The following is a 21,536-nucleotide window of genomic DNA, read 5'->3' on the forward strand; positions in this document are numbered from 1 at the left end:
TGCCGTTTGGGCGTCGGCCGGGCAAACCGCCACGGCCGACACCTCGTGAGTGATGTGCGGCGGGTTGAAGCTGAGCTGGATCGAGGAAAAAAGAGGCAGAGGTGCAAAAAGACGCCTATTTAGGTGGCTTTTTGTCAACTGACGCTTATATTTGCGTCATTGCAGTATCTATGCTGTAAATTTAAGCGTTTTGCGAAAGGCCGGAGTAAAGCATTTCCAGCGCATGATCCCGCGCGGCCTGACGGACCCTTTCGCGCCCCAGAGCACCGAACTCGACAGTTTCGGTGCGCGTGGGTTGCCCTGCGGCAGCAAGGCCAAAGCACACGCGGCCTTCGGGTTTGAATTCCGACCCTCCGGGGCCTGCGATGCCGGTGATCGACACGGCTAGTTGCGCGCGCGACTGGTACAGAGCGCCATCGGCCATTTCTTGTGCGACCTGCTCTGAGACCGCGCCATAGGCGTCCAGTGTCTCGCCGCGCACGCCTAGCATCTGCTGCTTGGCCTCGTTGGTGTAGGTGACGAACCCCCGGTCCACCACGGCCGAGCTGCCGGGGATGTCGGTCAAAGCAGCAGCCACCATGCCGCCCGTGCAGCTTTCTGCGGTCGCGATCATGATGCCTTGGGCTTTGGCTTGGTCCAGCAGCTCGGATACGGTCATAGGCCCAACACTCCATGTGCGGTCCCGGCCAGAACCATCACACCGATGGCGGCAAAGATCCCGGCGATCACATCGTCCAGCATCACGCCCATCGCGTCTCCTTTGCGATCGGCCCAGCCGACCGGGCCGGGCTTGGTGATGTCGAACAGCCGGAACAGCAGGAAACCCGCGATCCAACCGGGCCAGAGCGCGGTGATCTCGATCCCGTGTGCCCAGCTTGGGTAGGAAATGGCCCAGAGCGCGATGAATTGGCCTGCGACCTCATCGACGACGATCTCGGAGGGGTCGTGATCCTCTTGCCCGGCGGTCATCACCTTTGTGGCCCAAAGGCCCGCGATGAACACCACGAGCGTCGCGAGTACAAGCAAGGGGAAGCCACCCAAAACGTGCAGGACCCAGGCCAGAGGCAGGGCCGCAAGTGAACCCCAAGTGCCGGGGGCAGGGCGCAGATATCCAACCCCGCAGACGGTTCCGATCAGACGCGCGATGTTCATGCTTTCACCAGACATGCCGTGGCGAGCGACGCGATGCCCTCGCTACGGCCGGTAAAGCCCAGACGCTCGGACGTGGTTGCCTTGACCGAGACCTGATCAGCACGCAATCCCATGATTTTAGACATTTCTTCTTTCATTTTCGCGGCGTGAGGGCCGATCTTGGGGTATTCGCAGACCAGCGTACAATCGACGTTCGAAATGCGGTAGCCCATCGTCTCGGCCAGCTCGACCGCATGGCGCAGGAAGATCTCGCTTGCGGCGCCTTTCCATTGCGGGTCTGAGGGCGGGAAGTGCTGGCCGATATCCCCTTGCGCCAGCGCACCGTAAATCGCGTCGGTGACCGCGTGCATGCCGACATCCGCGTCGGAATGCCCTTGCAGCCCGCGTTCATGCGGGACCTTCACGCCGCAGAGGATCACGTGATCGCCATCGCCAAAACGATGCACGTCATAGCCGTTGCCCAGCCTCACATCCATATTCGTTCCCATTATCCGTTCCGCCCGTCCAAAATCCTCAGGGCGGGTGATTTTCAGATTGTCCGCGTCGCCCGGCACAATGCAAACCTCAAGACCTGCGGCCCGTGCGACCTCAACATCATCCGCAGCGCCACCCGGATGCGCGGCATGTGCTTTGACAATGGCATCGTAGTCAAATCCCTGAGGGGTTTGCGCGGCAAACAGGTTGCTGCGGTCCTGCGTCCCAGAAACCGAGCCATTATGCCCGATCCAAAGCGCATCCGTAACGGGTAAACCGGGGGCTGCGGCCTGGTGGGTACCCAGTGCGCTCAGGACATTCTGAATGAGATGTTCCGAGACACAGGGCCGTGCCACGTCATGGATCAGCACACGGGTCACTTGATGATTTGCCAATGCTTGCAGTCCGTTACGAACCGAGCTTGCCCGACCCGCACCACCTGCGCACAGTATCAGTTCGGTCTCGCGAAACTCTTCCCAGGCCGGAGCGTCTTCGTCCGACAAGACCAATACGATGTGGTCGACAAGGCCACGGAACCGGTCGATCGTCCAATCCGCCACACGACGACCGGCCAGCGCGCGCCATTGCTTGGGCGTGCCGCCTCCTGCGCGCAGTCCACGCCCTGCGGCAACGATTATGGCGGCTGTGGTCATGGTCGGGTTTCTCCGGAATCCTGCGCTTTGTTTAGGGGGCGGTGAATGCAGAGGCAATCACCCATGGTAATGTGATTAAAAAATAGGCAAGTGATGATTTTGCAGGCTTGATGGCCGTCGTTTTGTTGTTCATATGCTTCGAATTCGATATCAAATCCGCAATTGCCCAAGGATTGAGCACGTTGACGCTGCACCTCGCCGACAAAACCGTATCTCCGCCTGTGTTACTGGCCCCGATGGCTGGAATCACGGATCGCCCGTTCCGCGATCTGGTGATGCGCTTTGGCGCGGGCATGGTGGTCAGTGAAATGGTCGCCAGTCAGGAAATGGTTCAGGCCAAACCCGGCGTGCGCGAGCGGGCCGAGCTGTCGGCAGATGTGGAGAACACAGCGGTTCAGCTGGCCGGGCGTGAAGCGTATTGGATGGCCGAGGCTGCCCGTCAGGTGGCAGATCGTGGCGCGCGCGTGATCGACATTAACATGGGCTGTCCTGCCAAAAAGGTGACCAACGGTTATTCCGGCTCGGCCTTGCTCAAGACACCGGATCACGCCCTGAGTTTGATCGAGGCCGTGGTTGAGGCTGTCGATGTCCCCGTGACGCTGAAAACGCGGCTTGGATGGGATGACGCGTTGCTGAACGCGCCTGACGTGGCGCGACGGGCCGAGGAGGCGGGGATCCGGATGGTCACGATTCACGGACGGACGCGCTGCCAGTTTTACAAAGGCCGTGCCGATTGGCAGGCGATCCGAGCAGTGAAAGAGGCGGTCTCGATCCCCGTCATCGCCAATGGGGACATCGTGGATACGGATGCGGCCCGCACAGCGCTGAAGCAATCCGGCGCGGATGGCGTCATGGTTGGCCGAGGGGCGCAGGGCAAGCCATGGCTGCTGGCGCAGATTTGCCATGAGGTCTATGGCACCGACGCGCCGGAGATCCCCGAAAGCGCGGATCTGATCGACATGGTGCGCGCGCATTATCAGGCGATGTTGAGCTTTTATGGCACGGACCTTGGCCTCCGCGTCGCCCGCAAACATCTGGGCTGGTACATGGATGAGGCCAGAACGCCCGCGCCTCTGCGTCGGGCGGTTCTGACCTCTCGCGATACGGATGATGTGCTGCGCCTGTTGGGCGATGCGCTGGAGTGTCAGCAGGGAGTGGCAGCATGACTTCGGATCAGAGCATCTGGAACTCGCTGCCGGTTCCGGCTTTCATTATCGACCAGGACGACCGGATTGCGGATGTGAATTCCTCGGGCGAGGGGTTCCTGAACGCCTCGCGCAAGTCGGTGATCGGCCACCCCGTCTGGGATCAGATCGCCGTTGATGCGCCGCTAGAGGAAGCCTTTGACCGCGCGCGTGCTCAGGGAACGCCTTTGTTCGTCAACGATGTGGATGCGGGGTCGGGCAATCGCGCACCACTGCAATGCGCCTTGCAGATTGCACCGCTGGTTGGGCATCCTGGATCGATGATCATGATCATATCCCCGCGCGAATTGGCAGGGCGTATGACGCGGGGCAATACGGTCAAATCCGCGGCGCAATCCGCCATCGGAATGGCCGAAATGCTGGCGCATGAGATCAAGAACCCACTGGCGGGGATCACGGGGGCCGCGCAATTGCTAAGCATGAATATCGCGCCGCAAGACCTTGAACTCACAGATCTAATCGTTGCTGAAAGCCGTCGGATCGTAAAGCTGTTGGAGCAGGTCGAGCAGTTTGGAAACCTGCAGCAACCGGATTTCAAGCCGGTCAACATCCACGATGTTCTCGACCGCGCCCGCCGTTCGGCCTTGTTGGGTTTTGGCGCGGATATGGCCATTGTCGAGGATTATGACCCTTCGCTGCCACTGGCCTTTGGCGACCCGGATCAACTTCTGCAAGTTGTCCTGAACCTTTTGAAAAACGCCTCCGAGGCGGCTGGTCCGCAGGGCGGTACAATCCGCCTGCGCACTTATTTCGAACATTCCTTCCGCCTGCGCCGCAGTGATGGATCGGGACATTCGCTGCCGCTGCAGATAGAGATCATCGACGATGGTCCGGGCCTGCCGGAAAAAATCCGCAGTGACATCTTTGACCCCTTTGTCTCGGGCAAGGAAAACGGGACAGGGCTGGGGCTGGCCTTGGTCAGCAAGATCATCTCGGACCATGACGGCTGGATTTCCGTTGATTCCGTTCCTGGGCGGACCGTTTTCAAACTGTCGCTGCGCCGTGCGCCGGCTGAAAATAAAAAACCGAAAGAGGAGAGTATCTGATGGATGGCACCGTTCTGGTCGCGGATGACGACCGCACGATCCGCACCGTTCTGACACAGGCTCTGACGCGCGCCGGATGTAAGGTGCATGCCACATCCTCGCTAACCACGCTGATGCGCTGGGTTGGCGAAGGCAAAGGGGACGTGGTGATCTCGGACGTGGTCATGCCGGACGGCAACGGTTTGGAAATGCTGCCAAAGATCGCCGAGGACCGGCCGGGCTTGCCGGTGATCGTGATCTCGGCTCAGAACACGATCATGACCGCGATCCAAGCGGCCGAGGCGGATGCTTACGATTACCTGCCCAAGCCGTTTGACCTGCCGGACCTGATGAAGCGGACGGCGCGTGCCTTGGAGCAGAAGCAACGCCTGCAGAGCGACCCCGAACCGCAGGAGAATGAACGCCCGGATGAGTTGCCTCTGGTCGGGCGTACGCCGGTGATGCAGTCGCTTTATCGTCTGGTGGCGCGCGTGATGAACACCGATCTGTCAGTCATGATTTCTGGTGAAAGTGGGACCGGTAAGTCACTGATCGCGCGGGCTATTCATGATTTTTCGGACCGTCGTACCTTACCGTTTGTGACGGCAACGGCGGCTGATCTGCGTGACCTCGAAGGCCCTGCGCGCGTCATGGCGCGAGTGCGCGGCGGGACGCTGTTGATTGATGAGATTGCCGATATCGACGATGAGATTCAGGCCCGGATCGTCCGGATGATGGACACACCGGGCGATCACGTGCCTCGCTTCATGGCCACCAGCCAATCGGATCTGACAGCCGGGATGGAAGGCGGGCGTATCCGTCAGGATCTCTACTATCGCCTTTGCGGCGCAACGATTCACGTTCCAGCCCTGCGCGAGCGCGTGGATGATATTACCCTATTGGCCGAGCATTTTCTGGCCCGTGAGGAAAAGGACCTTGGGTCCAAACGCTGGCTCAGCGCCGATGCGGTTGAGCTGGTCCGGCGCTATTCCTGGCCCGGCAACGTGCGGCAGTTGGAGAACGCGATCCGCAGGCTCAGCCTGACCAGCCGGTCCGATGAGATCTCGAAGGCCGAGGTCGAGATGGTTCTGGGCAGCCAACCCGAAGCCGAACCCGTTCTGGGTGGAGGAGAGCGTGAGAAGCTGGCAACCTCGGTTGAACGCCATCTGCGCCGCTATTTCGATCTGCACGGCAATATGCTGCCACCTCCGGGCCTGTATCAGCGCATTTTGCGGGAAGTTGAGGCGCCGTTGATCGAAATCGCACTGGAGGCCACCGGCGGAAACCAGGCAAAATGCGCGGATTTACTTGGGATTAACCGAAATACGCTGCGGAAAAAGATCACGGACCTCGATATTCAGGTGACACGCCGTCGCAAACTGATGTAATATCGCCACACAAAGCGTGGCATTCGGGTATCGCCCGGGAATAGACCACGAGATATGGCGGTTCGCTGCGAAAGCAGCACATCAGGATGAGGGCAGACGGTGGCAACCCGGGCACAGAGCGGGATTCTCCCATCGGTTAACCGGTGGCGCAGATCCCGGAAACTGCGCAATTACAGCACCTTCGGGCTGGTTCTTCTGGGGCCGGTCTTGGCGCTTGCGACATATCTTGTCATTGGTCCTTTCGATCTGGGCGCAACTGCCCCGACGTTGCGCCTGATTCTGCTGGCTGACCTTGTTTACGTGCTGGTCGTTGCGGCTCTGGTGATGAGCCAGTTGGGCAGTCTGATCGCAGCGCGGCGGGCCAAATCGGCGGGGTCGCGCCTGCATTTGCGTTTGATCGGCGCGTTTACTCTGCTGGCGTTGGTGCCGACAGTGACGGTCGCGATCTTCGCCGGGCTGACGGTGAATATCGGCCTTGAGGGGTGGTTCTCGGATCGGGTTCGGCAGGTTGTGGGGTCTTCGCTGACGGCAGCCGAGGCTTATGAGCTTGAGCACCGGCAGGGCTTGACACAAGACGCCGCTGTTCTGGCGCTTTTCCTCGACAATGCGCGCGCGCGCGATTTTTACATCTCGGATGCGGAACTGCGCGAGGTTCTGGCGCAGGGGCAGGCTCAGATCCAGCGTGGCCTGCGTGAGGCCTATGTGATTGACGGCGACGGTGAGATCAGGTCGCGTGGCGATCGCTCTTACCTGTTCAACTACGAAGCGCCGACCCCCGAGCAGATGGCCGCAGCCACCGAAAGTGGCCTTCTGATCATCGCGGATTGGCAGAACAACGAATTCCGCGCGCTTGTGCCCCTGCAGGCGTATCTGGACCGCTACCTCTATGTCAGTCGTGAGGTCGACGGCCAGTTGCTGACGCTGCTGGATGACACCAAGGAAACCGCGCAATTCTATCAGCAGCTTGAAAGCGAACGTGGGCGGGTGCTTTTCGAGTTCGGTCTTCTTTATCTGGGCTTTGCGCTAATCCTGATACTTGCAGCGATGTCGCTGGGGATGTGGTTCGCGGAACGCCTCTCGCGGCCCGTGGGGCGCCTGACCACAGCGGCGCAAAGGGTCGGTGCCGGCGATCTGAGCGTGCAAGTGATCGAAGAGGCAAGTGATGACGAAATCGCCATGCTGGGTCGGTACTTCAACCAGATGACACGGCAGTTGAAAGGCCAGCGGGACACGCTGCTTGAGAATACTCAGCAGATCGAAAGCCGCCGCCGCCTGTTTGACTCGGTGCTGAGTTCGGTAACCTCGGGCGTGGTGGGGGTTGACCCGGAAGGGTGCGTGACCTTCGTCAACCGCTCTGCCGAGCGGCTGCTGGATTGGTCCCGGGGCGAAGAGCATCTGGCCATTGGCATCGCCGTGCCCGAGTTCCTGCCTCTGTTCGAAAGCCTGAAAAGCAGCGGGCAAGAGGCCGTGCAAGGTGAGATCAAGGTAACCCGCAAAGGCCAGTTGGAGAACCTGCTGGTGCGGATGGCCACGCGGCGGGGCGAAGATGGCGGGCTTGAGGGCTATGTTGTGGCCTTTGATGACGTCACCGATCTGGTCAGCGCGCAGCGTATGGCCGCGTGGGGCGATGTGGCCCGGCGGATTGCACACGAGATCAAGAACCCTCTGACCCCGATTCAGCTGAGTGCGGAGCGGATCAAGCGGAAATTCTCGCGCAAGCTGGATGAAAAGGATTGCGATATCCTTGTCTCCATGACCGACGTGATTGTGCGTCAGACCAATGACTTGCGGCGGATCGTGGATGAGTTCTCGAAATTCGCGCGCATGCCCGAGCCTGAACGGAGCGAAGAAGATGTTGTTGCGCTGGTGCGCGAGGCGGTGCTGCTGCAACAGGCTGGTCAACCCGAAGTGCAGATTGATGCGGATCTTCCAGACCAAACGATCCCTGTGGATGTGGACGCGACCATGCTGAATCAGGCGTTCACCAACTTGATCAAGAATGCCGGAGAAGCTATTGAAAGCCTTAAAGAAAAGGGCGCTCCTGAAAACCTGAAGCCGCAGATCAAGGTGGCGGTCTCCAGCGACGATGCTGGGACGATCATCACCATCGCGGATAACGGGATCGGGCTGCCGGAAGACCGTGCGCGGTTGTTTGAGCCCTATGTAACCACACGCGACGAAGGGACCGGGCTGGGCCTGCCTATCGTCAAGAAAATCATCGAAGAACACGGCGGAGCGCTGACGCTAGAAGACGCGCCCACCTTTGACGGACAGGACCATTTCGGCGCAATGGCCGTGATCCGTTTACCGGGGGCGACCCTCCCATCCAATTCAGCGCCACAGAAGCAGGCGATTAAAACCAACATAATGAAAGCAGGCCAAAGATGAGCGACATTCTGATCGTAGATGACGAACGCGATATTCGCGAACTGGTGTCCGACATTCTGGAGGACGAAGGCTATTCAACCCGACTGGCGGCGAACTCAGATGAGTGCATGTCGTCTATTAATTCCGAACCGCCGGGGCTGTTGATCCTGGATATCTGGCTGAAAGACAGCCGCATGGACGGGATTGATATTCTGAAGGCGGTAAAGCGCGACAACCCGGATGTGCCGGTGGTGATTATTTCGGGTCACGGCAATATCGAAATCGCCGTCGCCGCAATCAAACAGGGCGCGTATGACTTTATCGAAAAGCCCTTCAATATCGACCAGTTGATGGTCGTGATCCGCCGCGCGATGGAGACCTCGCGCTTGCGTCGCGAGAATGCTTCGCTGAAACGCAAAGAGGTCAGCTGCTCGGATATGATCGGCAAATCGGCCTCGTTCCGGGCGATGCAAGGCCAGTTGGACAAGGTCACCAAGTCGAACGGCCGTGTGATGCTGAGCGGACCGGCGGGTTCGGGCAAGGAAATCGCGGCGCGCTATATCCACGCGCATTCCAACCGGGCCAATGCGCCCTTCGTGACGGTCAATTGCGCCGGAATCGAGCCGGAGCGGGTCGAAGAGGTTCTATTCGGACGCGAAAGCAGCGAACGCGGTGTGGAGCCGGGCCTGCTGGAAGAGGCCCATGGCGGCGTGATCTATTTCGACGAAGTAGCTGATATGCCCTTGGGGACCCAATCTAAGATTCTGCGGGTTCTGGTCGATCAGCAATTCCAGCGCGTTGGCGGCTCGGACAAGGTGCGGGTCGATCTGCGCGTGATTTCCTCGACCAATAAGAACCTCGATGATGAGATTGTGGCCGAGCGTTTCCGGGAGGAACTTTATCACCGCCTTAACGTTGTCCCGATTGACGTACCCTCGCTGGAGGATCGTCGTGAGGATATTCCGGTTCTGGCACAGCATTTCATCGAAATGTGCAATGAAACGCAGGGCTTGCCGGTTCGGGAACTGTCCGAGGAAGCGGTTGCTCTGCTGCAAACCATGACCTGGCCCGGCAACGTCCGTCAGTTGAAGAACCTGATCGAGCGTGTTCTGATCCTCGGCGATGGCACAGGCCCGATTGAGGCGCGTGAGCTGCCGAGCGATGAGGACAAGGCCGAGGATTCGGGTCGTGTGGTCCTGTCCGGTGCGCTGGCCACTCTGCCCCTGCGCGAGGCGCGTGAAGCGTTTGAACGGGAGTATCTGCTGACCCAGATTAACCGGTTTGGTGGTAATATCAGCCGCACGGCCAGCTTTGTCGGGATGGAGCGCAGCGCGCTGCACCGCAAGTTGAAATCGCTGGGCGTTGTGACCTCGAACAAATCGGGCGCGCGCGTTGCACAAATTGATGAGCCGGAACCGGCAGAGTAATCTGCCGGAGCGTTCACGATGGGTATCGGCGCGCCAACTACGGGTAAGCGGCTTGAGACCCGGGGCTATCCGGGCTTCGGCAAGCGCCTGAAACGGTTGCGCCGATCCGTCGGGTACAAACAGGCCTATCTGGCCGAGCTGCTGGAGGTGGATCAGGCCACCATCTCACGTTGGGAGAGAGGCGGGCAAACGCCGCCTCCGGACACTCAGCAAGCGGTCTTTGCCGTGCTTGGTCCAAAGCGATCCGACGATAGCGCGTTGCGGCGCTTGGTAATGAATTCCTCCGATTGCCTTCATTTGGTGGAAGAGGCGAGCCACAAATGCCTTGCCTATTCCGCTAGTCGGGCAAGGGACTGGAAAACCAGTCAGAACGCGCTTTTGGGGGTATCGCTATGGCAGTTCGCGACCGAAGAAATCCAGAAGGCCGAGGCCGAGTTGGAGGCCGAAGGATGGTGGGATCTGCATACGCCCGCGCCTAAGGCGTTCCAGACCTCCGAGGCGATTCACGACTGTATTCGGATCAGTGCCGGAGAAATCTTCTGGGAACGTCTATACCTTTCTGATGGAACGCCGGTTCGCCTAGTCAGCGGGACAAAAGCGCGCGCATAATTTATGCGTTCCGTGGGCTGAGCAGGCGCTGTAGAAGCGCTCCATGATACAAACATCTCAGGTTCTTCTTCTCTGGTTGGCCGGTCTGGGCGCGGCCACGCAATTTGCCAAGATTGCCGTACCATTTCCCGAACTTGTGCTGCTCTACTCCAATCATGCCGAGAGCATGGGGTGGCTGTTGTCGATCATCAGCCTGTTGGGCGCGGTTCTGGGTGCTGTGTCCGGTGCCGTCGTCGGGCGCGTCGGGGCGTTGAAACTGCTGATTGGAGGGTTGTGTCTGGGCGGCGCGCTGTCGATCTTTCAGGCGAGCCTTCCCGGATTTTACACCATGCTGGCCACTCGGTTTGTCGAGGGGGTCTCGCACCTCGTCATAGTCGTCGCTGCGCCCACTCTGATTGCGCAGATTACCAGCGGCAAGGGGCGCAATATCTCGATGGTATTGTGGAGCACATTCTTCGGTGTGGCCTTCGCTCTGAACGCCTGGATCGGCCTGCCGGTCGTTGAGCATTTCGGGCTGCCGTTCTTCTTCGCTCTGCACGGCGGCCTGATGATCGCCGTCGCGGGTCTGATCCTGCTTTGTGGATTAAAGGTTCAACCATCCCAGGGTGCTGCCCCTTGGCGTTGGGGCGAACTCTTTGACGTGCATCTGCGCACCTACCAGTCGCCCTTTGTGTCGGCCCCGGCCATAGGCTGGTTCTTCTACACTTTAACCTTCGTCTCTTTACTGGCCATCCTGCCGGGTCGGCTGCCCGAGGGGCATGCCGCGACGGTTGCGGGCCTCATGCCTTTGGCAGGCATTGTTCTGAGCTGGCTCGCGGTCCCGATCCTCTTATCCCGCATGTCCTGCGTCGCGGTCGTCAATCTGGGATTTGCGCTCGGAATATTTGCTATAGCCGGGGTGTTCCTCGGCGTACCGCTCGAACTGGTTTGTATATGTCTGTTTGCGGTGCTGGGTCTGGTGCAAGGGGGTAGCTTTGCCGCCGTGCCAATCCTGAACCAAACGCCCGAGACGCAGGCCCTCAGCTACGGCGCCATGGCGCAGATGGGCAATGCGGGGAACCTGTTGGGTACGCCTGTCCTATTAGCCGTCCTTGGGTGGACGGGGGAGGGTGGCATGTTGATCACAGTGATCGGGATCTACGCGGTTGCGATCCTTGCGCATGTCGCATTGGCGCGAAAACGAGCGCTCCGTCAGCCGGCCTGACCGGGCGTAATGATCTGAAACGACCCGTCATCGAATTTGACGAAGCAGGATTCAGTATTCAGCGGAGGCAGGGTCGTTGTGCGGGTTGCCGGAACACGGGACTTCACGCCGGATTTGCAAGGCGGCAGGCTGACAGGGCGAAACCCTTTCTGCGCCATGCACTGTGCCTCAACGGTGTTGCGCAGGGGTTGGTTGACGTCGACTGTGTATATGCGCCCCGGCTCCCACCAACCGCCACTGCGATAGCACCGTCCGCTTCCGTCGCAATAGGTGCGGCCCGGCCAATAGGTCGGCGGGCCCTGACGGACCTGGTTGGCAACCGGTGCTTGTTCAAGCGCCTGAACCTTACACTGAGTGGTTTGTTCCTGCATCTTCGACACGCTTTCCCCCTCGCGATAGTATATGGAAAGCGGGCCGCAGGCGGTGAGCAGCATCACTGGAACAAGCAGGTGAACGAGTGTTTTCATATGCTTATTCTGCCCGAAAAGGTCGGGTATGACAATTCAATTGACCCTCTCAGGACCATCTGTCATTCAAAGATTTCAGGCAGAAGGGCCAGAAACATGAAGGTCATCATTTGCGGTGCGGGTCAGGTTGGCTGGCAGATCGCACGGCATCTATCGGGCGAGCTGAACGACGTCACGGTGGTGGACAACAACCCTGATCTTGTGCGCCGAGCGACGGAAACGCTGGACGTGCAGGGGATCGCGGGCTTCGCCAGCTATCCGGATGTGCTGGAACGGGCAGGGGCGCGCGATGCCGACATGATCATCGCCGCGACCCATTCGGACGAGGTGAATATGGTCACCTGCCAGATGGCCCATTCGGTTTTTGCCATCCAGCGCAAGATCGCGCGTTTGCGGTCGCAATCCTACCTTCAGGCGATCCACTCGGACCTCTATCGCCGCGACCACCTGCCAATTGATGTGGTGATCAGCCCCGAGCGTGAGGTCGCCGCCGCCGCTATGCGCCGCTTGTCAGCCCCGTCCGCCTTTGACACCGAGATGTTCATGAACGGCAAGGCCCAGCTGCTGGGCATACGGATCGACGAGGATTGCCCGATCGTGAACACGCCTCTGCGGCAATTGACCGATTTGTTTTCCACCCTCAGTTCGATCGTGGTCGGGGTCCGGCGCGAGGGCAGCCTGTTTGCGCCTGAATCCGAAGATCAGCTGTTCGTTGGTGATGAATGTTATGTCTTCACCAGCGTGAAGGATGTCGACCGGACGATGGAGGTGTTCGGCAAAGCGCAAAAGCGGCAAGACCGTGTGGTGATCGTCGGCGGCGGTAATGTCGGGCTTGAGGTCGCGCGAACGCTGGAAGAACGCGAAAGCCGTGTGCGGGCCAAAATCATCGAACGGGACCGGGAATGCGCCGAAAAAGCCGCCGAGGCGTTGGAGCGGACCATCGTCCTGCATGGCGACGGGCTGGATTCGGCTTTGTTGAACGAGGCAGGTATCGACCGTGCCGATGCGATGCTGGCCGTCACAGATGATGACCGTACCAACATGCTGGCCGCCGTGCGCGCAAAGGCCGAAGGCTGTGCGCTGGCGATTGCGCTGATCAATGACCCCAGCATGGTGGCGTTGATGGGGCCTCTGGGGATCGACGCCTATATCAACCCGCGCGCCACGACCGTCAGCTCGATTCTGCGCCATATCCGGCACGGGCGGGTGCGGCAGGTTTACTCCATCGGCGACGCCGAGGCGGAAGTGATTGAGGCTGAGGTGCTTTCGACCTCGCCCATGGCCGGACAGAAACTGCGCGATATCGACTTCCCCGAGGGTGTTCTGGTCGGTGCGGTTCTCAAAGGCGATGAATTGTTGCGCCCAACGGGCAGTCTGCGGATTGACGAAAAGGACGTGCTGTCGATCTTTGCTATGGCCAAGGACGTCCCCGAGGTCGAACGGCTGCTGCAGGTTTCGATTGATTTCTTCTGATGGCGCGTGTGGTCACAGCTCGGATCGGGGTCTTGCGGCGCTTGCCGCTGTTTCTGCTGATCTGGGGGATTTCGGCGCTGTCTATGTGGGTGCCAGCAGGCTATGCGCTGGCGCTGGATGATCACGATACCTCGCGGTCTTTCCTCTATTCCGGGTTGCTTGGGTTGTTTCTGGTATCCGCAATTGCGCTGGCGGCCTCGAACCGGATGCCGCGGAGGGGGACGCTGGGGCAGTTGGCGGTGCTACTGGGTTGCTTCACCGTTCTGCCGATCTTTCTGGCCATCCCGTTCCACGACGCGCTTGGCAATACCACCTTTCTGAACGCCTATTTCGACATGGTCAGTGCCCTCACCACGACCGGAGCAGATTTGTTTCCCGACCCTGGTCGCCTCACCGCGCCGTTGCATCTATGGCGCGCGCTGGTGGGCTGGATGGGCGGTCTGCTGATGTGGATTGCAGCTGCCGCGATTTTGGCGCCGCTGTCCTTGGGCGGGTTCGAGGTCACGGCGCGCGGTCAACCCGGTCGACCAGTCTCGGGCGTGGCACAGAGTGAGCAGGTCGATCCGCGTGGCCGCCTGCTGCGCGTGACCCGGACTTTGACGCCGATCTATGCGGGCCTGACCGTCGTAGTCTGCATCCTACTGCTGATCGCCGGAGAGCAGGGCCTGACCGCGATTTGCCATGCGATGTCGGTGATGGCGACCTCGGGTATCTCTCCTGTTGGCGGACTGGAGGGCGCTCAGGCGGGCATCACGGGGGAGATGATCCTGTTTCTCTTCCTGCTTTTCGCCCTGTCACGCCTGACCTTTTCAACCGACACGGCCGCCAGCGGCTTTGCCCGGCTGGACAAGGACCCCGAGTTCCGGATCGGGCTGTTCATCGTGTTGGCGGTCGCTGTGCTGCTATTCTTCCGCGTTTGGGCAGGGGTCAATGAAATCGGAGGCCAGCTGCAGCCCTTGCAAGCCTTACACGTCATTTGGGGTATGCTGTTCACGGGCCTCGCTTTCCTGACCACAGCCGGGTTCGAGAGTGCGAACTGGAACGATGCCCAGCAGCTTTCGGGTCTGGGGACTCCGGGCTTGGTTCTGATGGGGTTGGCGCTGGTTGGTGGCGGTGTCGCGACCACGGCAGGTGGGGTCAAATTGCTGCGGGTCTTTGCGCTCTACCTTAACGGCGCGCGCGAGATTGACCGGCTGATCCACCCATCTTCGGTCAGTGGTACCGGCGGCGGTAACCGCCGCATTCAAAGCGACGGAGCTTTCATCGCGTGGATATTCCTGATGATGTTCGCGCTGACCCTTGCCCTGTTTAACCTCCTACTGGCCCTGATGGGGTCGGGGTTTGAGCAGGCCATGGTGCTGAGTGTCGCTGCTCTCAGCACAACCGGACCGTTGATCGAGCTTGCGACGGATGTCCCGATCCGCCTGGTTGACCTGTCGGGCGGGGCCAAACTGACGCTCTGCGCGGCGATGGTGATCGGTCGGCTTGAGACGCTGGCGATCATCGCGCTGATCACGCCGACCCTGTGGCGGGATTGAACCACTGCGCGTGCCCAGCGTTACTGCCTGATTTTTCGTCTGGAATATCTGTGCGCGTCACTCCATACTCTGCCAGAGGGAGCGCGTTGGTCCGCAGCGCGTAGCAAGAACAATGGCGAGTTAATAAAATATGGCTTCGGACAGACAGAATCTGCAGGACGCGTTCCTGAACAATGTACGGAAAGCAAAAGTCCCGGTCACGATTTTCCTGATCAATGGCGTGAAATTGCAGGGTGTGATCACTTGGTTCGACAATTTCTGCGTATTGTTGCGCCGCGACGGACAGTCGCAGTTGGTCTACAAACACGCGATTTCAACCATCATGCCATCGCAGCCGATCAACCTGTATGAGGGCGAAGACGCCTCTTGATGGAACATGAAAGGAAGCGCACCCGGGCTTGGGTGCTGCATCCTGAAATCAAATCAGATGAACAGCGCCGCGTCCCCGGACCCGCGCTGGAAGAGGCGGTTGCACTGGCAGCCGCAATGCCCGATCTGGACGTGATCGGGTCAGAGATCGTGCGCCTGCCGCGCGCCCAGCCGGGTCTTCTTTTCGGCAGCGGCAAGATCGACGAGCTGGCAGAACGGTTGCACGAAAGCGAGGTCGAGCTGGTTCTGATCGACGGCCCCGTGACACCGGTTCAGCAGCGCAATCTAGAGAAAGCGTGGAAGGTCAAGATCCTCGACCGGACGGGTTTGATCCTTGAGATTTTCAGCGACCGTGCCCGCACCCGCGAAGGTGTGTTGCAGGTCGAGATGGCCGCGCTCAGCTATCAGCGCACGCGGCTTGTCCGGGCCTGGACCCACTTGGAGCGCCAGCGGGGCGGGTTGGGCTTTGTTGGCGGCCCCGGTGAGACTCAGATCGAGGCCGACCGCCGCGCGATTGATGAGCAACTGGTGCGTTTGCGTCGGCAGCTGCAAAAGGTGGTCAAGACGCGCACTTTGCACCGGGCTGCGCGTGCCAAGGTGCCGTATCCGATCGTGGCGCTTGTGGGCTATACCAACGCGGGCAAATCCACCCTGTTTAACCGCCTGACGGGGGCCGAGGTGATGGCCAAGGACATGCTGTTCGCCACGCTGGACCCGACCATGCGCCGCGTTGTTCTTCCCGACGGCCCCGAGGTGATCCTGTCGGACACGGTGGGTTTCATCTCGAATCTGCCGACCGAACTGGTCGCGGCATTCCGGGCAACGCTTGAGGAAGTTCTGGGCGCGGATCTGATCGTGCATGTGCGCGACATCAGCCATGACGAGTCACAAGCGCAGGCCGATGACGTTCAGGCGATTCTCACCTCACTGGGTGTCGATGATGAGCGGCCGATGCTGGAGGTTTGGAACAAGACCGATCTACTGGACGCCGAAGAGCGCGAGGCGGTTTTGGCACGCGCTGACCGCGATCCGTCGATCTTTGCAATCTCGGCCGTGACCGGGGATGGGATCACGCCTCTGCTGGCTGATATCGCGATAAAACTGCAGGGGGTCCGGCGTGAAACCACTCTCTCGCTGAGCTTCGCTGAAGGGAACAAGCGCGCGTGGCTGTTCCGGCAGGATGTGGTCCGATCCGAAGAGCAAACCGAAGATGGGTTTGAGATCACCGTGCTGTGGACTGACAAACAGGCAGCGCAGTTTGCGGGGCTTTGAAGGCTATTTGCCGTCGATTTGTCTTTGATAGTCCTCGGCGTCAAACCAGCCCAAAGAGGATTGTACTTTGTGGTCTTCGGTCAACTCCCATTCCTCCCAACCCCGCGTGACCACGTGATTGCCGGTTTCCGCATGGTGCCCTTCGAGGGTCCAGACAAAGATCGCATGTGACCCAGCCCAGCGGAGCATGTCGCAACGGACCTCAAGGTCGGGGAATTCGGCATAGAACCCTCGGGCCATCTCGGCGATGGCGTCCCGGCCTTTGAGAGGGTCGCCTCGGTTGATGATGATCTGCCCGTCAGGTGCATAAAAACTGGCGACCGAATCTGGGTCGCCCGAACTCCAGGCGATGGCATAGTCGCGCGCAAGCGTGTTCAGAGTATCCCGTAGGCTGGCCATGATCCCCCCCAGTAGATGCGGTGTCGCCCGATTATGGTAGGACGAAACCACAGATCATGCCACGACACCTCGGAAATCGGGGCGAGGAGTCGCCGAATGGGCGGATTATTGCGGGGTGAGTGTGGTGATACCCACCGCAGCGGCCCGCGCCAGATCAATGTCGAGGGACATCGGGATGTATTCTCCACGCCGCCACAGCTGTGCCTGATCGTCATAGTAGCGTGACAGGAAATGCCCGGACTGCCCGGTTGCGGTTATAAAGACCGAACTGTCAGGATCGGCGAAATCATAGACGCCGCGATACCCTGCGCCATGCACGTTCAAGAAGGGATCGGGGCCTTCGCCTGATGTCCGTCCACGCAGCAGAGTGTTATCGCCTCCGCTGGTCGATTGGCGAATGTTAACGAAATAGCGCAGGACCGGAACATTCCCGAGGACAGGATGATCATGGGTGGCCTGATGGGCATCGCCCCAGCGCAGGGATTCCAGCGTGGTGCCGTAGGTCTCGGCGATCCAAATCAGCGCGTCATCCAACGCCAGCTCTGCCATGTCCGAGCAGGTCTCGACCGGGGCGCTTTGGCGCACGTCACACCAGACCGACGCGCCATCAATGTCGCGGTAAACCCGTTCGATGAACAGAGGTTCGACATGTTTGAACTCACTGGCCAGAGGGCCGAGTTCATCCCCGATCAGGCGGATTTGCAAGGCACGCAGCCACGCGGCATAGATCAAAGGCTCGGGCAAATGTTCGTTCATCTCGCCATTCCAGTCGGCCAGCAGGGTCAGGGCGATCTGGCGCTGGCGCTCGGGCGTGCCTTCGGGGGCCGAGGCACCGGTGAACCACAAATCAGCTCCGATCAGCGGTAGTAGCGAGCGAGCGGTGAAACTGACAGTGTCAAGTTGCGCTTCGATAAAGCTGTCGCGGGTATGGACCTCGCGTGATTGCATCAGCCGTTCCCAGCGGTGAACGCGCTGCGTGTCACCCCATTCGAACGAGACATGGTTGGGAAATGGACGGTCGATAATCTTGTTGTTGGTATTGCCCAGCAGACCACCGGCGGGTGAGGTGAACTCGGGGTTGGTGGCATAGGGCATCCGGCCTTGCCACCGGTTTTCTGCAATCCAGCCGGGGGTGGGGATACGCCCCTTGCTTTGGTTCAGACGGTCGCGCTGAGGGATTGCTCCGATCAGTTTCAGGCCAATCGTTTCGGTGTCGACCAGAGACAGGTTCTGCGACGGCGCAATAAAATTCTCTGCGACGTCAATGGCTTCGTGTACGGTATCAGCGTTCATCAGGGCCATTGAAGCGCTGATCGATGTGTCATTCGGGCTGAGTGCGGTCCAGGACAATGATGCGACATGGCCCGGTGGCGTGATCGTTTCCAGATCATAGTGACTGCCGGGCAGAACCGGGCCATTCTCCGTCCAGCGCAGGGTCAGAGTGATGGGGGCTTCGTCCTTGATCTCGATGATCGAAGGGCGGCTCTGGAATTCCTTGAACCCGTCGGGGGTCAGGTATTCTTCGGGATTGTCAGGGTTGAGCTGCTCAATATGCAGGTCCTGATCGTCCAGATAGGAGGAAGTAAGGCCCCAGCCCAGACGGTCGCTGCGGCCGCTCATCACGGCGGGAATACCAGGGATCGTTGCACCGATCACGCCGCCCTTTGCAAGGTCCAGATGCGCGAGGTACCACACGCCGGGCGCGTTGAAACCCAGATGCGGGTCGTTGGCCAACAGAGTTCCGCCACTGGCCGATCGTGACGGCGCGGCAACCCATGCGTTTGACGCTCCGGCTAAACCACGTTTGGGGAATGGCGACAGCGGCGTATCCGGCATCGGCGTCCCCGCGGCATAGCGCGGCAGGCCGGGAAACAGCTGGGCATATTCGGGCAGGGCGGCGATACCGGCTCCGGGCACATCCGGCAGAATGTCGATCAGCCGCGCGGGATCGTCCAGCATCAGCGAGGTGCGGGCGCGTAGAACCTCATCCTTCAGGTGGCCCGACAGCTGCAATCCCATCAGTTTGATCACCGCGAGGCTGTCGCCGGGTTGCCAGGGGGAGACGGGGGCGTTGAACAGAAACATCTCGGGCGCGCCGCGGCCCAAAGCTTCTTCGTTGATCTGTGTGAGGCGGGCGTTGACTCCTGCGGAATAGGCGCGCAGTGCAGCCTTGGTATAGTCGTCCTGCGCCTCGACCGAGCGATGCGCCAGGCCATAGAGGTCAAGCCGACGCAGCAGCTTGTCGACGGCAACGGTGCGCGCGCCAAAAACCTCGGACAGGCGGCCCTGTGCGGTGCGGCGCATGACGGTCATCTGCCATAGACGATCCTGCGCGTGCGCATAGCCCAAGCCAAAGAACACATCCGGGTCGGTTTCGCCAAGAATATGGGGCACGTTCGCCGTGTCACGAATGATCTCAACCGGGGCAGTGACGCCCTGTACCTCAAGGGTTTGATCGTATTCGGGCAGCGATTGGCTGGCCAGAAAATAGACCAGTCCGATGGCGGCAAGTACCAGCAGGACAAGACCCGTGGTGATGCGTATCAACCAGCGAAAGACAAGAGCCATGGACGTCCCACTTGTATTCGTTCTTCACGTGGCGAGAGGTTACTTCAAGGCCGCCCTGACCGAAAGAGGAACACTGCGGAAACCTGTCTTGAAGTGGCAATGAAAAAGTCCCCGCCCCAAGAGGGGACGAGGTCCTTCAGTGAGGGGCGTGGTAGTGCAAAATCAGGGAATGATGCGGGTGTATTTGATGCCTTCGACGGTCGCGCCGATCTGCAGGCCCGCCTGGCCGAAGATGGCCGCCAAGACCGGGCTCAGCAGGGTGGTCGTATCGGTTGACAACTGATCACCCTGATCGCTGACCACATAGCCAATATCGGCACCGGCTGTCCAACCGCTGGAGCGGCGGAAGTCGTTCAGCGCGTCCTCGGTCATGAAGAACAGCACGTGGGCATATTGCTGCGCGCCGATCTGCAGACCCGCGGTGCCTTTGACGGCCGAGTAATAGTCAACCGTGGCTCCATTGATGCGTAGCGCACCCTGACCATATCCGCCGCCGAATACGAAACCGGCCTCGGTGATCAGGGGCATGACGAGCATGCCGTTGGCTTTTTCTGCGATCTCGACCGTGTTGGGGTAGCGGGCAAACATCTCAGTGAGGGTCGCGTCGACACGGGCATCAAGGGTGGCCGCGTTCGAGTTTCCGACGCCGTTGCCGCAGGCTGCGGTCAGGGTCAGACCTGCCATGCCCAAGGCAAAGCCGCGACGGTTTAGTCGGGGAAGAGTGGAACTGCTCATGGTTTTTTTCTCTGTAACTGTGCCTGATACGTCGGGTGTTCCCGATCTTATGTGCAAGAATACGCCGATTGGCCCTGCATGTCACGACAAAGCTGCCACGGCCCGCGAAACAGTCGGCAAAAAATCGCGAGGTGCCGGGGTTTTAGCCCTGAAGAGCCCGTGCGACCTGCGGCGCGAAATAGGTCAGGATTCCGTCGCAACCCGCGCGTTTGAACGCCAGCAGACTCTCCAGCATCACCTTGTCGCCATCGATCCACCCGTTCTGCGCCGCCGCATGGATCATCGCGTATTCGCCCGAGACCTGATAGGCATATGTGGGCGCACCAAACGTGTCTTTCACGCGGCGGCAGATATCCAGATAGGGCATACCCGGCTTGATCATCACCATATCGGCCCCTTCGGTCAGATCACGTTCGATCAGGCGCAGCGCCTCGTTCGAGTTTCCCGGGTCCATCTGATAGGTTTTCTTGTCGCCGGTCAGAGCGCCCGAGGCACCAACCGCATCGCGGAACGGGCCGTAGAAGGCGCTGGCATATTTCGCGGCATAGCTGAGGATCATCACGTTGTGATAACCCGCCGCCTCAAGCGCCGATCGCATCGCGCCGATCCGGCCATCCATCATGTCTGACGGACCAATGATGTCGGCCCCGGCTTCGGCCTGAGCGAGTGTCATCTTGACCAGCGCCTCAACGGTCTGGTCATTCACGATCTCGCCATCCACCACATAGCCGTCATGGCCGTTGATGTTGTACGGATCCAGCGCAACATCAGTCATGATCGCGATATCCGGCGCCGCGGCCTTGATCGCGCGGATCGCGCGGTTCGAGAGGTTGTCGGGGTTCCAGGCCTCGGCGCAATCCTCGGTCTTTAGCGACGCATCGGTATAGGGAAAGACGCAGATTGCTGGGATTCCAAGGGCTTGCGCTTCGACCGCTGATTTGGCAATCAAGTCGACCGTCCGCCGCATCACGCCGGGCATCGAGGGCACGGGCTCTTCAATACCTTCGCCGTCGCGTACGAAAACCGGCCAGATCAGATCGTCGGTGGTCAGCGTATGCTCGCGCACCAGCCCGCGGATCGCATCGGACTGACGCGCCCGGCGAAATCGGGTTTTGGGGTAGGGGGCGATGGTCGGTTTCATGGCGCGTCCTCCTTGAACATTGCTGCATTGGGTGGCATGAATTTGCCGAGGGCTCAAGGGCATCAATGGA

At 60.1% G+C, this 21,536-nt stretch carries 19 protein-coding genes; 11 read left to right on the top strand and 8 right to left on the bottom strand.

The genetic code is table 11. The features are described 5' to 3' along the window. Positions 1–181 precede the first annotated feature (181 nt). From ACR0B5_RS02890 to ACR0B5_RS02900, 3 genes are read right to left on the bottom strand one after another with little or no spacing between them, the layout of a single operon-like run. The gene (locus ACR0B5_RS02890; protein ID WP_480538296.1) at positions 182–658 is read right to left on the bottom strand and encodes a CinA family protein; all 477 of its coding nucleotides are present in this window, start codon (positions 656–658) and stop codon (positions 182–184) included. Further along, the gene (locus ACR0B5_RS02895) at positions 655–1,152 is read right to left on the bottom strand and encodes a phosphatidylglycerophosphatase A family protein (RefSeq protein WP_480538298.1); all 498 of its coding nucleotides are present in this window, start codon (positions 1,150–1,152) and stop codon (positions 655–657) included. Before ACR0B5_RS02895 ends, ACR0B5_RS02890 begins: the two co-directional genes overlap by 4 nt. Continuing rightward, a complete protein-coding gene (locus ACR0B5_RS02900; RefSeq protein WP_480538300.1) occupies positions 1,149–2,279 on the bottom strand; it encodes a bifunctional 2-C-methyl-D-erythritol 4-phosphate cytidylyltransferase/2-C-methyl-D-erythritol 2,4-cyclodiphosphate synthase in 1,131 nt (376 codons plus the stop codon). The genes ACR0B5_RS02895 and ACR0B5_RS02900 overlap by 4 nt, the downstream gene beginning before the upstream one ends. Before the next feature lie 107 nt (positions 2,280–2,386). Here ACR0B5_RS02900 and dusB point away from each other — a divergent pair, with 107 nt between their 5' ends. The 7 genes from dusB (at position 2,387) to ACR0B5_RS02935 (ending at position 11,504) form a co-directional block, all read left to right on the top strand. Then, positions 2,387–3,445, top strand: coding sequence for a tRNA dihydrouridine synthase DusB (gene dusB, locus ACR0B5_RS02905; protein WP_480538302.1), 1,059 nt, complete (start codon positions 2,387–2,389; stop codon positions 3,443–3,445). Further along, entirely contained in the window at positions 3,442–4,530 is a 1,089-nt protein-coding gene (locus tag ACR0B5_RS02910; RefSeq protein ID WP_170659687.1) for a two-component system sensor histidine kinase NtrB, read from the top strand. The genes dusB and ACR0B5_RS02910 overlap by 4 nt, the downstream gene beginning before the upstream one ends. Continuing rightward, the gene (locus ACR0B5_RS02915) at positions 4,530–5,897 is read left to right on the top strand and encodes a response regulator (protein ID WP_170373863.1); all 1,368 of its coding nucleotides are present in this window, start codon (positions 4,530–4,532) and stop codon (positions 5,895–5,897) included. Before ACR0B5_RS02910 ends, ACR0B5_RS02915 begins: the two co-directional genes overlap by 1 nt. 99 nt (positions 5,898–5,996) lie before the next feature. Further along, a complete protein-coding gene (locus ACR0B5_RS02920) occupies positions 5,997–8,285 on the top strand; it encodes a sensor histidine kinase NtrY-like (RefSeq protein WP_480538305.1) in 2,289 nt (762 codons plus the stop codon). Continuing rightward, complete coding sequence (ntrX, locus tag ACR0B5_RS02925; protein ID WP_170373861.1) at positions 8,282–9,691, top strand: nitrogen assimilation response regulator NtrX; 1,410 nt, start codon at positions 8,282–8,284, stop codon at positions 9,689–9,691. The genes ACR0B5_RS02920 and ntrX overlap by 4 nt, the downstream gene beginning before the upstream one ends. 18 nt (positions 9,692–9,709) lie before the next feature. Continuing rightward, a complete protein-coding gene (locus ACR0B5_RS02930; protein WP_480538307.1) occupies positions 9,710–10,300 on the top strand; it encodes a helix-turn-helix domain-containing protein in 591 nt (196 codons plus the stop codon). Positions 10,301–10,343: 43 nt separating this feature from the next. Further along, the gene (locus tag ACR0B5_RS02935; RefSeq protein ID WP_480538309.1) at positions 10,344–11,504 is read left to right on the top strand and encodes an MFS transporter; all 1,161 of its coding nucleotides are present in this window, start codon (positions 10,344–10,346) and stop codon (positions 11,502–11,504) included. Here ACR0B5_RS02935 and ACR0B5_RS02940 read toward each other — a convergent pair. Further along, on the bottom strand, positions 11,492–11,971 hold the full coding sequence (locus ACR0B5_RS02940; RefSeq protein ID WP_170466659.1) for a hypothetical protein: 480 nt from the start codon (positions 11,969–11,971) through the stop codon (positions 11,492–11,494). The two genes, ACR0B5_RS02935 and ACR0B5_RS02940, sit on opposite strands and share 13 nt — an antisense overlap. A gap of 96 nt (positions 11,972–12,067) precedes the next feature. Between ACR0B5_RS02940 and trkA the strand changes: the two genes are divergently transcribed. From trkA to hflX, 4 genes are all read left to right on the top strand, one after another. Continuing rightward, a complete protein-coding gene (gene trkA / locus ACR0B5_RS02945) occupies positions 12,068–13,444 on the top strand; it encodes a Trk system potassium transporter TrkA (protein ID WP_170466662.1) in 1,377 nt (458 codons plus the stop codon). Beyond that, entirely contained in the window at positions 13,444–14,982 is a 1,539-nt protein-coding gene (locus ACR0B5_RS02950; protein ID WP_170638591.1) for a TrkH family potassium uptake protein, read from the top strand. The genes trkA and ACR0B5_RS02950 overlap by 1 nt, the downstream gene beginning before the upstream one ends. 130 nt (positions 14,983–15,112) lie before the next feature. Then, positions 15,113–15,352, top strand: coding sequence for an RNA chaperone Hfq (hfq, locus tag ACR0B5_RS02955; protein WP_005982826.1), 240 nt, complete (start codon positions 15,113–15,115; stop codon positions 15,350–15,352). Beyond that, a complete protein-coding gene (gene hflX / locus ACR0B5_RS02960; protein ID WP_480538312.1) occupies positions 15,352–16,623 on the top strand; it encodes a GTPase HflX in 1,272 nt (423 codons plus the stop codon). Before hfq ends, hflX begins: the two co-directional genes overlap by 1 nt. A 3-nt stretch (positions 16,624–16,626) precedes the next feature. Here hflX and ACR0B5_RS02965 read toward each other — a convergent pair whose 3' ends face one another. The 4 genes from ACR0B5_RS02965 to hemB all read right to left on the bottom strand — a co-directional run bounded on the left by ACR0B5_RS02965 (position 16,627) and on the right by hemB (position 21,466). Further along, positions 16,627–17,022 carry an ester cyclase gene (locus ACR0B5_RS02965; protein WP_480538314.1) on the bottom strand — a complete coding sequence of 132 codons (396 nt, stop codon included), beginning with the start codon at positions 17,020–17,022 and terminating at the stop codon, positions 16,627–16,629. A 105-nt stretch (positions 17,023–17,127) separates the two neighbouring features. Next, positions 17,128–19,590, bottom strand: coding sequence for a penicillin acylase family protein (locus tag ACR0B5_RS02970; RefSeq protein ID WP_480538316.1), 2,463 nt, complete (start codon positions 19,588–19,590; stop codon positions 17,128–17,130). Between the two features lie 162 nt (positions 19,591–19,752). Further along, complete coding sequence (locus ACR0B5_RS02975; RefSeq protein WP_170373852.1) at positions 19,753–20,325, bottom strand: lipid-binding SYLF domain-containing protein; 573 nt, start codon at positions 20,323–20,325, stop codon at positions 19,753–19,755. Between the two features lie 142 nt (positions 20,326–20,467). After that, on the bottom strand, positions 20,468–21,466 hold the full coding sequence (gene hemB, locus ACR0B5_RS02980; RefSeq protein WP_480538319.1) for a porphobilinogen synthase: 999 nt from the start codon (positions 21,464–21,466) through the stop codon (positions 20,468–20,470). Positions 21,467–21,536 lie beyond the last annotated feature (70 nt).

The organism is Ruegeria sp. AG1, assembly GCF_056541705.1.

Coding starts and splice junctions, on each gene's coding strand:
- ACR0B5_RS02890 (WP_480538296.1), bottom strand. CDS start 658: ATGACCGTATCCGAGCTGCTGGACCAAGCCAAAGCCCAAGGCATCATG.
- ACR0B5_RS02895 (WP_480538298.1), bottom strand. CDS start 1,152: ATGAACATCGCGCGTCTGATCGGAACCGTCTGCGGGGTTGGATATCTG.
- ACR0B5_RS02900 (WP_480538300.1), bottom strand. CDS start 2,279: ATGACCACAGCCGCCATAATCGTTGCCGCAGGGCGTGGACTGCGCGCA.
- ACR0B5_RS02910 (WP_170659687.1), top strand. CDS start 3,442: ATGACTTCGGATCAGAGCATCTGGAACTCGCTGCCGGTTCCGGCTTTC.
- ACR0B5_RS02915 (WP_170373863.1), top strand. CDS start 4,530: ATGGATGGCACCGTTCTGGTCGCGGATGACGACCGCACGATCCGCACC.
- ntrX (WP_170373861.1), top strand. CDS start 8,282: ATGAGCGACATTCTGATCGTAGATGACGAACGCGATATTCGCGAACTG.
- ACR0B5_RS02930 (WP_480538307.1), top strand. CDS start 9,710: ATGGGTATCGGCGCGCCAACTACGGGTAAGCGGCTTGAGACCCGGGGC.
- ACR0B5_RS02935 (WP_480538309.1), top strand. CDS start 10,344: ATGATACAAACATCTCAGGTTCTTCTTCTCTGGTTGGCCGGTCTGGGC.
- ACR0B5_RS02940 (WP_170466659.1), bottom strand. CDS start 11,971: ATGAAAACACTCGTTCACCTGCTTGTTCCAGTGATGCTGCTCACCGCC.
- trkA (WP_170466662.1), top strand. CDS start 12,068: ATGAAGGTCATCATTTGCGGTGCGGGTCAGGTTGGCTGGCAGATCGCA.
- ACR0B5_RS02950 (WP_170638591.1), top strand. CDS start 13,444: ATGGCGCGTGTGGTCACAGCTCGGATCGGGGTCTTGCGGCGCTTGCCG.
- hfq (WP_005982826.1), top strand. CDS start 15,113: ATGGCTTCGGACAGACAGAATCTGCAGGACGCGTTCCTGAACAATGTA.
- hflX (WP_480538312.1), top strand. CDS start 15,352: ATGGAACATGAAAGGAAGCGCACCCGGGCTTGGGTGCTGCATCCTGAA.
- ACR0B5_RS02965 (WP_480538314.1), bottom strand. CDS start 17,022: ATGGCCAGCCTACGGGATACTCTGAACACGCTTGCGCGCGACTATGCC.
- ACR0B5_RS02970 (WP_480538316.1), bottom strand. CDS start 19,590: ATGGCTCTTGTCTTTCGCTGGTTGATACGCATCACCACGGGTCTTGTC.
- ACR0B5_RS02975 (WP_170373852.1), bottom strand. CDS start 20,325: ATGAGCAGTTCCACTCTTCCCCGACTAAACCGTCGCGGCTTTGCCTTG.
- hemB (WP_480538319.1), bottom strand. CDS start 21,466: ATGAAACCGACCATCGCCCCCTACCCCAAAACCCGATTTCGCCGGGCG.